This is a genomic window from Agrobacterium sp., from assembly GCF_032092815.1.
Classification (GTDB): domain Bacteria; phylum Pseudomonadota; class Alphaproteobacteria; order Rhizobiales; family Rhizobiaceae; genus Agrobacterium.
This window is the reverse complement of sequence record NZ_DAMDBP010000001.1, coordinates 18,662-32,658: the sequence shown is the minus strand read 5'-3', so window position 1 is coordinate 32,658 and position 13,997 is coordinate 18,662. Positions and strand designations below refer to the sequence as shown.

Here is a 13,997-nt window from a genome sequence, read left to right as displayed (position 1 = left end):
CGAAGCCTGGGATAATCAGGCGGCGCCGCAAATCGCCAGGAAGCTGTCGACGTCGGCTTCGCTGGTGGCAAAGCTGGTAACAAGTCGAACCAGCGTTTCATTCTCCTGTAGCGGCTCTGCCATGTCATGCGGTGCAACCCAGTCATAGAAATGCGCGCCCTGCTGTTTTGCAGCAATGGCGGTTTCCTTTTGCAAGACCACGAAGAGTTCGTTGGACTGGGTTGGCCAGGCGAGGCGGGCACTGTTGGAAGTCTCGACCCCGGCACGCAGACGGCTTGCCATCGCATTGGCGTGGCCAGCCAGAGCCAGCCAAAGGCCGTCATGGAAATAGGCCTCGAATTGTGCGGCAATGAAGCGGGTTTTCGAAAACAGCTGCGCGGAACGTTTGCGCATGAATGGCAAATCCTTTGCCATTTTCGGGTCCATATAAACGATGGCTTCCGCACACCAGCAGCCATTTTTGGTGGCGCCGAACGACAGAATATCAACGCCGCGTTTCCAGGTCATCTCAGCCGGATTGGTGCCAAGTGTCATCAGCGCATTGGCAAAACGCGCGCCATCCATGTGCAGCGGCAGGTTATGCTGTTTGGCAATTGCCGAAATCGCATCAATTTCATCGAGCGAATAGACCGTACCGACTTCGGTTGCCTGGGTCACGGTGACGGCCATCGGCTGGCCCTGATGGATGGAGCCGGGCGGAAAACGACGAATGGCAGCGCTCAAGTTTTCCGGCAGCATTTTGCCATTGGGGCCAGCAACCGGCATCAAACGCGAAGCGTTGGAGAAATAGACCGGCGCGCCACATTCGTCTTCAATGACGTGCGCTTCGGAATGACAGAAGGCAATGCCTCCAGGACGGGCGACGCTGGCCAGCGCCAGAGAATTGGCGGCCGTGCCGGTGCCGACAAAAAATACGGCAACTTCCCGTTCGAAGATTTCGTTGAACTTTTGCTCAATGGCTTTGTCGAGCTCGCTGGTGCCGTAAGCGGCCGCAAAGCGGGTCGATTCTTTCATGAGGCGTTCATTGATGGCGGGGTGAGCGCCAGCCCAGTTATCGGAAGCAAAAAACATGTGTCTACGCTTTCAGATGAGATGATGCGGATTGGGGCCAGAAGAAATGATCTGTGTGAATCTTTTATGGCGTCAGAACCGCGTTGGCAAATCGGGCAATGAAAGCAACGGACAAGCGGTGTGTGGCGTAAGAAAATTTCTCGGTCTCGCATGTTGTCGTAATTTCACTGCCAAACTCATGTTTATATTTTGTTAGCACGCACTTGCGAAAGGCGGGGCTTTCTGTCAAAATTAGCAAGAATTGAGACAGTCTTGCTGTCCTAAATTGAATGAGCCGGTTTGTGAAGTTCCAGTCAAAAGGGATTTCGTCAATCCGGCTTTTGCTGCCGTGTTATGCAATATTTTGCAGGAGGGACCAAAATGACCAACAAGCCGGAAAGCGAATTTGCTGCCGCAAATCTGACGACAGACTGTCCCACCGCGGCCGGGGCCGCGTCCGTCGTCGCTCAGAAGAGCTTTGTGCGTGGTATTCCCGAGCGTCAGGGTCTCTATGATCCTCGCAATGAGCATGATGCCTGCGGCGTCGGCTTTGTGGCGCATATGAAGGGGCAGAAGTCTCACCAGATCGTCAAGGATGGTCTGTTCATTCTCGAAAACCTGACGCACCGTGGTGCCGTTGGTGCCGACCCGCTGATGGGCGATGGTGCTGGCATTCTCGTACAGATCCCGGACCGTTTCTTCCGTGAGGAGATGGCAAAGCAGGGCGTTACGCTGCCAAAGGCTGGCGAATATGCCGTGGGTCACATCTTCATGCCATCCGATGCTGAACGCATCGAGCACTACAAGCAGGTGATCATCGATGTTATCGGGGAAGAGGGGCAGCAGTTCCTTGGTTTCCGCGACGTGCCGGTTGATAATTCCTCGCTGTCCAAGGCGCCGGATATTGCTGCGACCGAACCTTACCATGTGCAGGTTTTCATCGGTGCAGGGCGCGACGCCGCGACCAATGCCGAGTTTGAACGCCAGCTTTTCCTGATCCGTAAGGTTATTTCCAACCGCATCTATGATGAGCGCGGCGGCAAGGAAGCGCAGGATTTCTATCCGGTGTCACTGTCGTCCTCGACCATTGTCTACAAGGGAATGTTCCTGGCCTATCAGGTTGGCGCCTATTACAAGGATCTATCCGACCCGCGGTTTGAATCGGCTGTTGCGCTGGTTCACCAGCGCTTCTCGACCAACACCTTCCCATCCTGGAAGCTGGCGCACCCATATCGCATGGTGGCACATAACGGTGAAATCAACACGCTGCGTGGCAACGTCAACTGGATGGCAGCGCGTCAGGCTTCGGTTTCGTCCGAACTGTTTGGTGAGCACATCTCCAAGCTGTGGCCGATTTCCTATGAAGGCCAGTCGGACACCGCTTGCTTTGACAATGCGCTGGAATTCTTGGTGCGCGGTGGTTACTCCATGGCGCATGCCGTGATGATGCTGATCCCCGAAGCCTGGGCTGGCAACCAGTCGATGTCGCCGGAGCGCAAGGCATTTTACGAATATCACGCTGCCCTGATGGAGCCATGGGATGGTCCGGCTGCCGTTGCCTTTACCGATGGCAAGCAGATCGGTGCAACGCTTGACCGTAACGGTTTGCGTCCGGCCCGTTATCTCGTCACCGATGACGACCGTATCATCATGGCATCGGAAGCTGGTACACTGCCGGTTCCGGAAGAGCGCATCGTCAAGAAGTGGCGTTTGCAGCCCGGCAAGATGCTACTGATCGACATGGAAAAGGGTCGCATCATTTCCGACGAGGAAGTGAAGCACGAGCTAGCCGCCAAGCATCCTTACCGCACATGGCTGGATCGCACGCAGCTGATCCTTGAAGATTTGAAGCCGGTTGAGCCACGCGCGCTGCGTCGTGACGTGTCGCTGCTCGATCGCCAGCAGGCCTTTGGTTACACGACTGAAGACACCAAGCTGTTGATGTCGCCCATGGCGACAACTGGTCAGGAAGCAGTCGGCTCCATGGGCACCGATACGCCGATCTCGGCCATGTCGGAAAAGGCAAAGCTGCTTTACACCTATTTCAAGCAGAACTTTGCGCAGGTTACCAACCCGCCGATCGACCCGATCCGCGAAGAGCTGGTGATGAGCCTGGTGTCCTTCATCGGCCCGCGCCCGAACATTCTCGACCACGCCGGCGCTGCCCGCGCCAAGCGCCTGGAAGTGCGCCAACCGATCCTGACCAATGGCGATCTGGAAAAGATCCGCTCGATCGGTCACACGGAAGATCGTTTCGACACCAAGACACTCGACTTCACCTATGATGTGGAGCGCGGTGCCGAAGGCATGCCGGAGATGCTTGATCGCCTGTGCGAGCGTGCAGAATCTGCCGTGCGTGGTGGTTACAACATCATCGTTCTGTCCGACCGTCAGCTTGGACCGGACCGTGTTGCGATCCCGGCGCTTCTGGCAACGGCTGCCGTTCACCATCACCTGATCCGCAAGGGGCTGCGTACTTCGGTGGGTCTCGTTGTTGAGACCGGTGAGCCACGTGAAATCCACCACTTCTGCCTTCTGGCCGGTTACGGCGCAGAAGCCATCAATCCATATCTCGCTTTCGATACGCTGCTCGACATGCACAAGCATGGCGCGTTTCCGAAGGAAGTGTCGGAAGATGAAGTGGTTTATCGCTACATCAAGGCGGTTGGTAAGGGCATTCTCAAGGTCATGTCCAAGATGGGCATTTCCACTTACCAGTCCTATTGCGGCGCGCAGATCTTTGACGCCATCGGTCTGTCCTCGGAATTTGTCGAGCAATATTTCTTCGGTACGGCAACCACCATCGAAGGTGTTGGCCTTACGGAAATTGCACAGGAAACCGTTTCGCGTCACGCAGCGGCGTTCGGCAAGGACCCGATCCTCGCCAACACGCTCGACATCGGCGGTGAATATGCCTTCCGTATGCGTGGTGAAAGCCATGCCTGGAGCCCGGATGCGGTTGCAACTCTGCAGCACGCCGTTCGTGGCAACAGCCAGGACCGTTACCGTGAATTTGCCGAGATGGTGAATGACACGGCGCTGCGCATGAACACCATTCGTGGTCTGTTCAAGGTCAAGACGGCCGAAGCGCTGGGCCGCAAGCCGATCTCGGTTGACGAGGTTGAGCCTGCCGTCGAAATCGTCAAGCGTTTCTCGACAGGCGCGATGTCCTTCGGCTCGATCAGCCGTGAAGCACATACCACACTTGCCATTGCCATGAACAAGATCGGCGGTAAGTCGAACACCGGTGAAGGTGGTGAAGAGGCGGATCGTTACACGCCGCTGCTCAACGGCCAGCCGAACCCGGAACGTTCTGCCATCAAGCAGATCGCCTCTGGCCGCTTTGGCGTGACGACGGAATATCTCGTCAATGCCGACATGCTGCAGATCAAGGTCGCACAGGGTGCCAAGCCCGGTGAAGGTGGTCAGCTGCCTGGTCACAAGGTAGATGCAACGGTTGCCAAGACCCGTCATTCCACGCCAGGCGTTGGTCTGATTTCGCCGCCGCCACACCATGACATCTATTCGATCGAAGATCTGGCACAGCTGATCTACGACCTGAAGAACGTCAACCCGGAAGCCGATGTTTCCGTCAAGCTGGTGTCAGAAGTCGGCGTTGGTACGGTTGCTGCCGGTGTTGCCAAGGCGCGTGCTGACCATATTACCGTTTCCGGTTTTGACGGTGGTACCGGTGCATCGCCGCTGACATCGCTCAAGCATGCCGGTTCGCCATGGGAAATCGGCCTTGCCGAAACCCAGCAGACGCTGGTGCTGAACGGCCTTCGTTCGCGCATCGCCCTGCAGGTCGATGGTGGCCTGAAGACTGGCCGTGACGTCATCATCGGTGCGATGCTTGGTGCTGACGAATTCGGTTTTGCGACGGCACCGTTGATTGCCGCTGGGTGCATCATGATGCGCAAATGCCATCTCAACACCTGCCCGGTCGGCGTTGCGACGCAGGATCCGGTGCTGCGCAAGCGTTTCAAGGGTACGCCTGAGCACGTCATCAACTACTTCTTCTTCGTGGCCGAAGAAGTGCGCGAAATTCTCGCTTCGCTCGGCGTTGCCAAGCTGGATGAGATCATCGGCGCTTCCGAATTGCTCGAGAAGGATGAGATGCTGGCACACTGGAAAGCCAAGGGTCTTGACTTCAGCCGTATCTTCCACAAGGTCGATGCACCGAAGGCAGAGACATTCTGGACGTCGCGCCAGCACCACCCGATTGACGACATTCTCGACCGCAAGCTGATTGAGAAGTCTGCACCTTCGCTGGAAAACCGCGAGCCGGTTGTCTTTGAAGTGCCGATCAAGAACGTTGACCGTTCTGCAGGCGCCATGCTGTCGGGCGCGCTTGCCAAGCGCTGGGGTCACAAGGGTCTCAAGGACGACACCATCCACGTTACCCTCAAGGGTACGGCGGGTCAGTCCTTCGGCGCATTCCTGGCACGTGGCATCACCTTCGATCTGGTTGGTGACGGTAACGACTATGTCGGCAAGGGCCTGTCGGGTGGACGCATCATCGTTCGTCCGCCGGAAAATGCCCGCATCGTTGCGGAAAACTCCATCATCGTCGGCAACACCGTTCTTTACGGTGCGATCACCGGCGAGTGCTATTTCCGCGGCGTGGCCGGTGAACGTTTTGCCGTTCGCAACTCCGGTGCGGTTGCCGTTGTCGAAGGCGTGGGTGACCATGGCTGCGAATACATGACAGGTGGTATCGTTGTCGTGCTGGGTGAGACCGGTCGCAACTTTGCTGCCGGCATGTCGGGCGGTGTTGCTTACGTGCTGGATGAAAAAGGTGACTTTGCGACCCGCTGCAACATGGCCATGGTTGAGCTTGAGCCGGTGCCGGAAGAAGACGACATGCTGGAAAAGCTGCACCATCACGGCGGCGACCTCATGCACAAGGGACGTGTAGACGTTTCCGAGGACATGACGCGCCACGATGAGGAGCGCCTTTACCAGCTGATCTCCAATCACTTCCATTACACCAACTCCACCCGCGCCAAGGATATCCTTGATCGCTGGACAGAGTTCCGTCCGAAGTTCCGCAAGGTCATGCCGGTTGAATACCGGCGTGCGCTTGAGGACATGGAACGGATGCGGATGGGCGTCGCGGCGGAATAATCCGCCGCATGAAGGTACTACACCGGCTGATTTCGCTGATCATTGCGGTTGCCGCAGCTGCGGCAACCTATCTCGCAAGTGGTGAAATCAGGATTGAGTTTATCATACTGGGAGCGGGCATGGGTTTCGCTTACTGGTATTGGGGCCCAAGAGGCACCCTGCTTTGATGTGAGGATATAAAGTGGGTAAGGTTACAGGCTTTCTGGAAATCGACCGTCAGGTAGGCAAGTATCAGCCTGCATCTGATCGTATTCGCCATTTTCGTGAATTTACGATCCCGATGTCGGATGCCGAAGTACAAAAGCAAGCTGCGCGTTGCATGGACTGTGGCATTCCGTACTGTCATGGGCCGACAGGCTGTCCCGTGCACAACCAGATCCCAGACTGGAACGATCTGGTGTATAATGGCGGTTGGGAAGAGGCGATCCGCAATCTTCACTCCACCAACAACTTCCCGGAATTCACCGGTCGCGTCTGTCCCGCGCCTTGTGAGGAGGCGTGCACGCTGAACCTTGAAGACACACCGGTTGCCATCAAGACCGTTGAGCAGGCAATTGCCGACAAGGCCTACGAGCTTGGTTTCATTGTGCCGAAGCCGGCAACAATCCACACTGGCAAGAAGGTTGCGATCATCGGTTCCGGTCCTTCCGGTCTGGCCGCTGCCCAGCAGCTTGGCCGTGCCGGTCATGAGGTTCACGTCTATGAGCGCGAGTCCAAGGCAGGTGGTCTGCTGCGGTACGGTATTCCTGACTTCAAGATGGAGAAGAACTTCATCGATCGCCGCGTTGAGCAGATCAAGGGTGAAGGCGTTACCTTCCATTACGGTGTCAATATTGGTGTTGACCTGACCGTTGAAAAATTGATCGCCGATCACGATGCCGTTCTCTACTGCGGTGGTTCTGAAACACCACGTCCAGCCGGCATTGGCGGGACGGATTTCCACGGCGTTTATGATGCCATGCCATATCTGGTGCAGCAGAACCGTCGCGTCGGCCGTGAAAACATCGACAGTGTCGGTTGGCCTTCTGATCCGATCCTGGCCGGCGGCAAACATGTCGTTGTTGTTGGCGGTGGTGACACGGCGTCTGACTGCGTCGGTACTGCGTTCCGTCAGGGTGCTGTGAAGGTAACGCAGCTCGACATCCGCCCGATGCCGCCTGAAAAGGAAGACAAGCTCGCCGTATGGCCTTATTGGGCAACAAAAATGCGCACGTCGTCGTCGCAGGCCGAGGGGGCTGTCCGCGAATTCCAGGTGGCAACACTTGAATTTGTTGGCGACGAAGATGGCGTTCTGACCGGGGTGAAGTGCTGCCAGGTCGATGACAGACGTAAGCCGATTGCCGGCACGGAGTTCATCATCAAGGCTGACCTGGCCTTTATTGCGATCGGATTTTCTGGCCCGTTCACCGACAGCGTTTTGAAGGAAATGGACGGTAAGCTGACGCTCAATACGGACCGTCGTGGCTCGACAAACGTTGTTGCCAATGAAACCGACTACAAGACCTCGGTGGACAAGCTGTGGGCGGCCGGCGACGTGCGTCGTGGTCAGTCGCTTGTTGTCTGGGCAATCCGTGAGGGCCGTCAGGCGGCGCGCGCCATCGACGAGGAACTGATGGGCGCAACGGTTCTGCCGCGCTGATAACCAAAAGGCGACCAGTTGGTCGCCTTTTTTCATAAATGATCCCCGCATCACGCGGGGATTATCCTATATCTGTGACAGTGCTTGTTTTTAGCGTTCTGCTGACCAGACTTGATATGCTGTTCGTGGATGCCACCTTTGTGGGCCATTATGTTTGCTCATATCCCATCATATTGGCAGAGCGACTGCTGCTCTACGGAAGCTGAACCATGGCGTCTGAGGATCGTTGCAGCTTTAATGTATTGCGATGGCCTGCCCAAGGCGTCGATTTCAGCAACTATTCGGTGGATGCTGTGTCGGCTGCAGGCATGCGATAATCATCCACACGTCCCTGAGGTGCATCAGCCATCTCGCCCCGTTTGATCAACAATTCGCGCGGTGTTTCGCGGATGGTCACGGCAGGTGGTTTGTCACCCAACAATACCTTGCCACCATCAAGCTCGGGGTCCGTCAGGCTGATCGGTTGGGTTCTGACCTGCCCCGCGTCAATGCCAAGCGCTGGCAGCGAGGTGAGGGCCGGGAGATTGCCGGCGTTCAAATCCTGTTCTGGCGCTGCTGTATCGACGTGGCGACGCAGGAATTTTTCGACATAAAAGGCGAGCTTGCGTTTTCCCGCCTGCGTCATGCCAATGCCATCGGCTTCACGCAGGCGGGCCTGCTGCCCGTTGACGTCATAACCGGTGATGATGAACTTGCCGCCTTCATCGACAAATCCATCCCAGACATCAACAAACTCGCCGCCGTGTTTTTCGGTGTGGCTACGATACAGACGATTGAAACCAACAAAATCGGTGGTCAGCGACGGCGACTGGAACGCGGGAAGGCCGACCCACAACAGCGGTATTTTCTGCCGTGAGACAATCGTTGCCAAGGCATCGATGCGCCGCTCATATTCCTTGAACCAGAGGTCGGTGCCGTATTTTTCCCTGAGATCACCGATCATCATCAACTGGCGGTCGTTGGAACCGATCATGATGACGACGGCAGCCGGTTTAACCTCCTGAATGAAATTCGGCAGGTTGGACAGCCAGTCGTAATAATCAGTGCGCACAAGGCCTGACGAACCATTCGATCGGACATCAACGGCGATGGCCGGTGAGGTGGCAAAGGTCTTGACAAGTTCGTCACCCATGCCGCTGGCCAGAAAGTCACCCACCACAAGTACACGGCGGGCATTTTCGAGCTTGGTAACCGGTGCTGGCGGTGCCGTGGTGCGCATCTGGGTAACGGATGGTGTGCGGCGTGGTGCCCGTGGCTGGGAAACGGACCGTTCGCGCTGAGGCGGACGTCTTACACGCTGCTGTTCATCCTGCATACGGCGGCGATCGCGGATTTCCCGTTCACGCGGTCCGCCAAACAGCATGTCCATCAAGGTGCGAGGGCGGCCGGTTTCCTGCGCCAGAACAGGCGCTGGCACAAGCGGCAAAATGACAAGCAGACAAAGAGCGCTCGCACCTGCGCGAACACGGGCTGGCCTGCTATTTCTTGCCTGCTTGATCATTATGCATCCTCACGTGACAAATCCTATCACAGGCGTGCCTATAACCGGAAGCCTGCTCCAGGATTGTCAGTTTCTCAGCGCACGCAGAAGCCGCTGCGATGGCTCGCCGTCATTGTTCATGCCCAGCCGCTGTTGAATGGCGCTGATGGCAGCTTTTGAGCCGGAACCAAAATTGCCATCGATCTCGCCATCATAATAGCCAAGCTCTTTCATGCGGGTTTGCAACTCGAACTTTTCACGAATGTCGAGCGTTCCATCTGGGCGCGGCCAACGCTGTTGCATGCCGCCGTAACCGGCGATCTCATCGGCCAGAAGGCCAACGGCAAGGGCATAGCTGTTGGACGCATTGTATTTCTTGATGGTGAAGAAGTTTTTCATCATCAGGAAGCCAGGGCCGGACTTGCCGCCCTGCATGACAAGCTGTGCCCGGTCAGAACCACGCGGGAAGGCTTTGCCATTCGGGCGGACAAAACCAAGTTTTGCCCATTCAGCCAGTGTTTTGGTCTGGCCTTCGTAACGCGCGGCACCGGCCGGAACAGCGGCTTCATAACCCCAGGTCTTGCCCGGCTGCCAGCCGTTCTTGGCCAGAAGATTGGCAGCGGTTGCCAGCGCATCGGGAATGGAGTGCCAGATGTCGCGCTTGCCGTTTCCATCAGCGTCAACCGCATAAAGCAGGTAGCTGGTTGGAATGAACTGCGTGTGACCCATGGCACCAGCCCATGAACCGGTGAGGTTCTTCGGCGAAACATCACCGTTCTGCAAAATTTTCAGCGCTGCAATCAGCTGCGTTCTGGCGAATTTTGCGCGCTTCGGATCGGCATAGGCCAGTGTGGCCAGCGTGGTTGGAATGTGGTGCAGGCGTTCCGGTTTTTCGAGAACCGCACCGTAATTCGATTCCATCGACCAGATGGCGAGCAGAATATGTTTGTCGACGTTGAAGTGGCGCTCAATGGCATTGAGGGTCGAGGCGTGTTTCGCCTTCATTTCTCGACCAATACGAACCGTATAGGGATTGACGCGCGAGTCGAGATAATCCCAGATTTGGCTGCTGAACTCCGGCTGGAAGTTTGCTTTACGTAGCGCTTCCGGGTCTGGTTCAGAAACGCCTGAAAAAGCCTTTTGATACGTTGCCTTTGTAATACCACTTTTAGCAGCAGTGGTATAAAAGTCGTTGATCCATTTTCTAAAGCCAGCATCCGCGCTGGCGGAAACTGGTGTCAAAGTTATTGCCAAGCCTGCAAAAACCATGCAGCCAAATTTACGGACATCTGAAAGGATCATCTTTTTCATCGTCAGTCTTTCGTCTCTCGAATTTCATTTCGATGGCGAGATACGCATCGGGCTTCACGATGGGATAACAAATTAATGTCAACAAATTCTTTACCATTAACCGTTCGTAGCGTCACCCTTTGCAAATCTTAAAAAGATTTGGAATATAACGCTGCGCGGGGAATATTATCCAGTTAGTCTCTCAGGAGGGATGCGTGGTAGAAAAGACAAAAATTCGGAAGGCCGTTTTTCCGGTCGCAGGTATGGGAACTCGTTTCTTGCCAGCAACAAAGGCAGTTCCGAAAGAAATGCTTACTGTAGTTGATAAGCCTGTCATTCAGTACGTGGTCGATGAGGCCATTGAAGCTGGCATTGAACATTTTGTATTTGTTACCGGCCGCGGTAAGGCCGTTATTGAAGACTATTTCGACATTCAATTCGAACTCGAACAGCTGCTGCGCGAGCGCAACAAGAAGGCTGAACTGACGCTGCTGGAAGATCTTCTTCCAAAGGCCGGTACCGCAAGCTTTACGCGCCAGCAGGCACCGCTCGGTCTTGGCCATGCGGTATGGTGCGCACGTGACATCGTCGGTGACGAACCATTTGCCGTGCTTCTGCCTGACATGATCATGCATTCCGAAAAGGGCTGCCTCAAGGGCATGGTCGACGTCTACAACCAGACCGGCGGTAACGTGATCGCCGTTCAGGAATGCGACCCGGATCAGGCGCATAAATACGGCATCGTCGGCGTTGGCGACAAGGCAGGTGACGGTTTCAAGATCACCGAAATGGTCGAAAAGCCAGCCAAGGGCACTGCACCGTCCAACTTCTACATCAACGGTCGTTACATTCTGCAGCCGGAAGTTTTCAACATTCTGGAAACGCAGGAACGTGGTGCCGGCAATGAAATCCAGCTGACCGACGGCATGCTGACGCTTGCCAAGAACCAGGATTTCTTCGGTTACCATTTCCAGGGCGACACCTATGACTGCGGCGCAAAGGACGGCTTCATTCTGGCTAACCTGGCATTCGCGCTGGAGCGTGGCGACATTCGTCCGTCCATCGAAGGTCCATTGAAGCAGCTGGTTGCCAAGCTTAAGTAAGCAACGGCACAGTCAGAAAACAGAAATCCCGGTGAGAGCCGGGATTTTTTATGTCCTGAATTGAAGCAGATTGGTGCTTGAAGGACAGTTATCGCTTGAAGGCGATGCCTGCGCCGATCCGCCATGTGCCGGTATCGTAGACAGGTGTGGTCTGGTAGCTGATATCGCCGGTCACATCGAGATAACGGTTGAGGCTCCATGTCAGCCCTGCGGCAGTGAAATATTCCGTCACATCCCGCGTGTCGCCCGATGGGAAGTTGCGACGGGTAATCTGCCCGGTCAGACGTGCAACGAGATTGTTGCGCAACTGATGTGTCAGGCCGGCAGTCAGGCGGTGGGAAACCCAGCCACCTTGTGAACCGCCAGCGAAATCTTCAATCGTTGTCCGCAATCCGAGGCTGACATCGGTGCCGCGCTGCGGCGACCATGACAGATCACCATCAACGCTAAGGCCGTTGATGGCATCCAGCCGTTGATCGTCATAACTCTTGCGCAAATAACCAAGGGCCAGTTCACCACGCATCTTCTCACCCAGATCAAGCTCAGTGCCGATCTTGGCTCCGTAGGTTCTGGACGAGCGCTGATAACCGGTATCATCAAATTTCTGGTCGTAACGGGTCAGCCCGGATGAGACCTCAAGAAACGGAATGAGAGCAGGGGAAAGCTCATATCCTGCGCGCAGGCGAACATCGCCGCCTGTCCGGTCGCGGGCGCTCAGATCAATCGAGCTGCCATCAACCGCCTTGGCGGCGGAATAGACATTGCGCTGCAGTTCGATGGCCGCCAGTCCGCGGATACGGCCGAGGTCACGGGCAACGGCAACGCCGCCGGAAAATTCATGCACGCCCGATTGGACCGAGGCATCATTCAATGCGTTTGGATCGTCAGTGTCTTCGCGGCTGAAATTATAGCCGCCTGTAATGTTGACCGTGGTGTCTTTTGCCAGATCAAGCTGCAGGTCGGCATCGATGGAGGCGCGAGGCTCTTCGCCGCTTTTATCTCCACCGAAATTGCGCTCCCAGGCACCATCACCCGTGACGGTCAGCGAATGCCGCGACCAGTCGCTGTTCAGCGTGCCACGAATGCCCGTTGTCATGTAGTTGCGACGATCGGAGTTGCCGGACGAGTTCTGCTTTTCGGTGTTGAGGGTCTGGCTGATGGTCGGGCGCAGAACCATTGTGCCCAGACGAATACCAGGTGTCAGATTTGTGGCAGCGCTCGGATCAACATCACCACCATCAATGGTTGGTTCGTACGGGTTCAGCTGCTGTTCGTAGGGTGAGCTTGCCTCATCCGGCTCATCGGTGATTGCGTCACCGGCATTAAACACCGGTGGCGTTACCGTTTGCGTGGTCACGCCGTCCTGATCTGTCGTGGCGGCATCATCCGTTCCAGCAACGGCTTCCGTCTCGGCCTGGTTCTGACGAAGGGCAGTAGCAACGCGACTATCGGTGCGGCGCTGCAGAACGGGCGTTGTTGCGGTGCTCTGGGCAAAGGCAATGGCCGGCTCATACAGACACGTGCAGGCCACCAGCACGGCGGCTGCATTGCGCCACGCGTTATGGCGTCTGGCGGCGCTGTCTGTGGGTTTCGGCATGGCTTTTCCGGCAAAATTCCAAATATTACCCAAAGGTAAAGCCATGTGGTTAACATCTGGTTTCAGCCGCTACCGATAGCCCTTATATAATGGGCAACGGAGGCGGCTTTGAATGCTGGACAGTTTTTTTCGAAAGGAGTAACAGTCCGGCATGATTAAAAGATCTGTGAAACTCACCGATAATCTCGCCATCGACTCGGCTCTGCGCACGATCAATATCGAGCGAAAGGGCCTGGAGGCACTGGAACTGGCGCTGCAAAACGGTCTTGCCGAGCCTTTTAACGCTGCCATCGAGACCATTGGTTCGATTGACGGGCGTGTGATCATCACAGGCGTTGGCAAAAGCGGGCATATCGGCAGCAAGCTGGCCGCAACATTTGCCTCAACCGGCACGCCGGCTTTCTTCGTGCATGCGGCCGAAGCCAACCACGGCGATCTTGGCATGATTGCTGGCAATGATGTGGTGCTGGCGATTTCCAAGGGTGGCGAGAGCGCAGAGCTTCGCAGCACCATTGATTATACGCGACGTTTTTCCATTCCGTTGATCGCGCTGACCTGCTCGGAAAATTCATCTCTCGCCAAAGCCGCTGACATAGTGCTGCTGGTGCCGAATGAGCAGGAGGCCTGCCCGCACGGTCTTGCGCCAACCACGTCGACGCTGATGCAACTGGCGCTGGGTGACGCGCTTGCGGTTGCGCTGCTTGAGGCTCG

At 56.2% G+C, this 13,997-nt stretch carries 9 protein-coding genes; 5 read left to right on the top strand and 4 right to left on the bottom strand.

The annotated features are described in order from the left end of the window. Positions 1 to 15: 15 nt before the first annotated feature. Entirely contained in the window at positions 16 to 1,071 is a 1,056-nt protein-coding gene (locus RT613_RS00145; RefSeq protein ID WP_313612010.1) for a low specificity L-threonine aldolase, read from the bottom strand. 360 nt (positions 1,072 to 1,431) lie between these two features. Between RT613_RS00145 and gltB the strand changes: the two genes are divergently transcribed. The 3 genes from gltB to RT613_RS00130 are packed head-to-tail and all read left to right on the top strand — an operon-like array spanning position 1,432 to position 7,816. Next, complete coding sequence (gltB, locus tag RT613_RS00140; RefSeq protein WP_313612008.1) at positions 1,432 to 6,177, top strand: glutamate synthase large subunit; 4,746 nt, start codon at positions 1,432 to 1,434, stop codon at positions 6,175 to 6,177. 8 nt (positions 6,178 to 6,185) lie between these two features. Further along, positions 6,186 to 6,344: a hypothetical protein gene (locus tag RT613_RS00135; RefSeq protein ID WP_313612006.1), complete on the top strand. Its 159-nt coding sequence runs from the start codon at positions 6,186 to 6,188 to the stop codon at positions 6,342 to 6,344. A gap of 14 nt (positions 6,345 to 6,358) precedes the next feature. Continuing rightward, a complete protein-coding gene (locus RT613_RS00130) occupies positions 6,359 to 7,816 on the top strand; it encodes a glutamate synthase subunit beta (RefSeq protein ID WP_313612004.1) in 1,458 nt (485 codons plus the stop codon). Positions 7,817 to 8,093: 277 nt separating this feature from the next. Here RT613_RS00130 and RT613_RS00125 read toward each other — a convergent pair whose 3' ends face one another. Both RT613_RS00125 and RT613_RS00120 read right to left on the bottom strand, forming a co-directional pair. After that, complete coding sequence (locus tag RT613_RS00125; RefSeq protein WP_313612003.1) at positions 8,094 to 9,317, bottom strand: DUF459 domain-containing protein; 1,224 nt, start codon at positions 9,315 to 9,317, stop codon at positions 8,094 to 8,096. A 66-nt stretch (positions 9,318 to 9,383) separates the two neighbouring features. Further along, complete coding sequence (locus tag RT613_RS00120; protein ID WP_313612001.1) at positions 9,384 to 10,607, bottom strand: lytic murein transglycosylase; 1,224 nt, start codon at positions 10,605 to 10,607, stop codon at positions 9,384 to 9,386. A gap of 194 nt (positions 10,608 to 10,801) precedes the next feature. Here RT613_RS00120 and galU point away from each other — a divergent pair, with 194 nt between their 5' ends. Next, positions 10,802 to 11,689, top strand: a complete 888-nt coding sequence (gene galU, locus RT613_RS00115; RefSeq protein WP_313611999.1) for a UTP--glucose-1-phosphate uridylyltransferase GalU — start codon at positions 10,802 to 10,804, stop codon at positions 11,687 to 11,689. 88 nt (positions 11,690 to 11,777) lie between these two features. On the opposite strand, the gene RT613_RS00110 is transcribed toward galU, so the two are convergent. Continuing rightward, the gene (locus RT613_RS00110; protein ID WP_313611997.1) at positions 11,778 to 13,286 is read right to left on the bottom strand and encodes an outer membrane beta-barrel protein; all 1,509 of its coding nucleotides are present in this window, start codon (positions 13,284 to 13,286) and stop codon (positions 11,778 to 11,780) included. Between the two features lie 151 nt (positions 13,287 to 13,437). Between RT613_RS00110 and RT613_RS00105 the strand changes: the two genes are divergently transcribed. Beyond that, positions 13,438 to 13,997, top strand: a 560-nt coding sequence (locus RT613_RS00105; RefSeq protein ID WP_313611995.1) for an SIS domain-containing protein, incomplete at its 3' end; no start/stop codon positions are given.

Excerpts from the sequence above, each read along its gene's own strand:
- RT613_RS00110 (WP_313611997.1), bottom strand. The coding sequence starts at position 13,286 with ATGCCGAAACCCACAGACAGCGCCGCCAGACGCCATAACGCGTGGCGC.
- RT613_RS00135 (WP_313612006.1), top strand. The coding sequence starts at position 6,186 with ATGAAGGTACTACACCGGCTGATTTCGCTGATCATTGCGGTTGCCGCA.
- RT613_RS00125 (WP_313612003.1), bottom strand. The coding sequence starts at position 9,317 with ATGATCAAGCAGGCAAGAAATAGCAGGCCAGCCCGTGTTCGCGCAGGT.
- RT613_RS00145 (WP_313612010.1), bottom strand. The coding sequence starts at position 1,071 with ATGTTTTTTGCTTCCGATAACTGGGCTGGCGCTCACCCCGCCATCAAT.
- RT613_RS00120 (WP_313612001.1), bottom strand. The coding sequence starts at position 10,607 with ATGAAAAAGATGATCCTTTCAGATGTCCGTAAATTTGGCTGCATGGTT.
- gltB (WP_313612008.1), top strand. The coding sequence starts at position 1,432 with ATGACCAACAAGCCGGAAAGCGAATTTGCTGCCGCAAATCTGACGACA.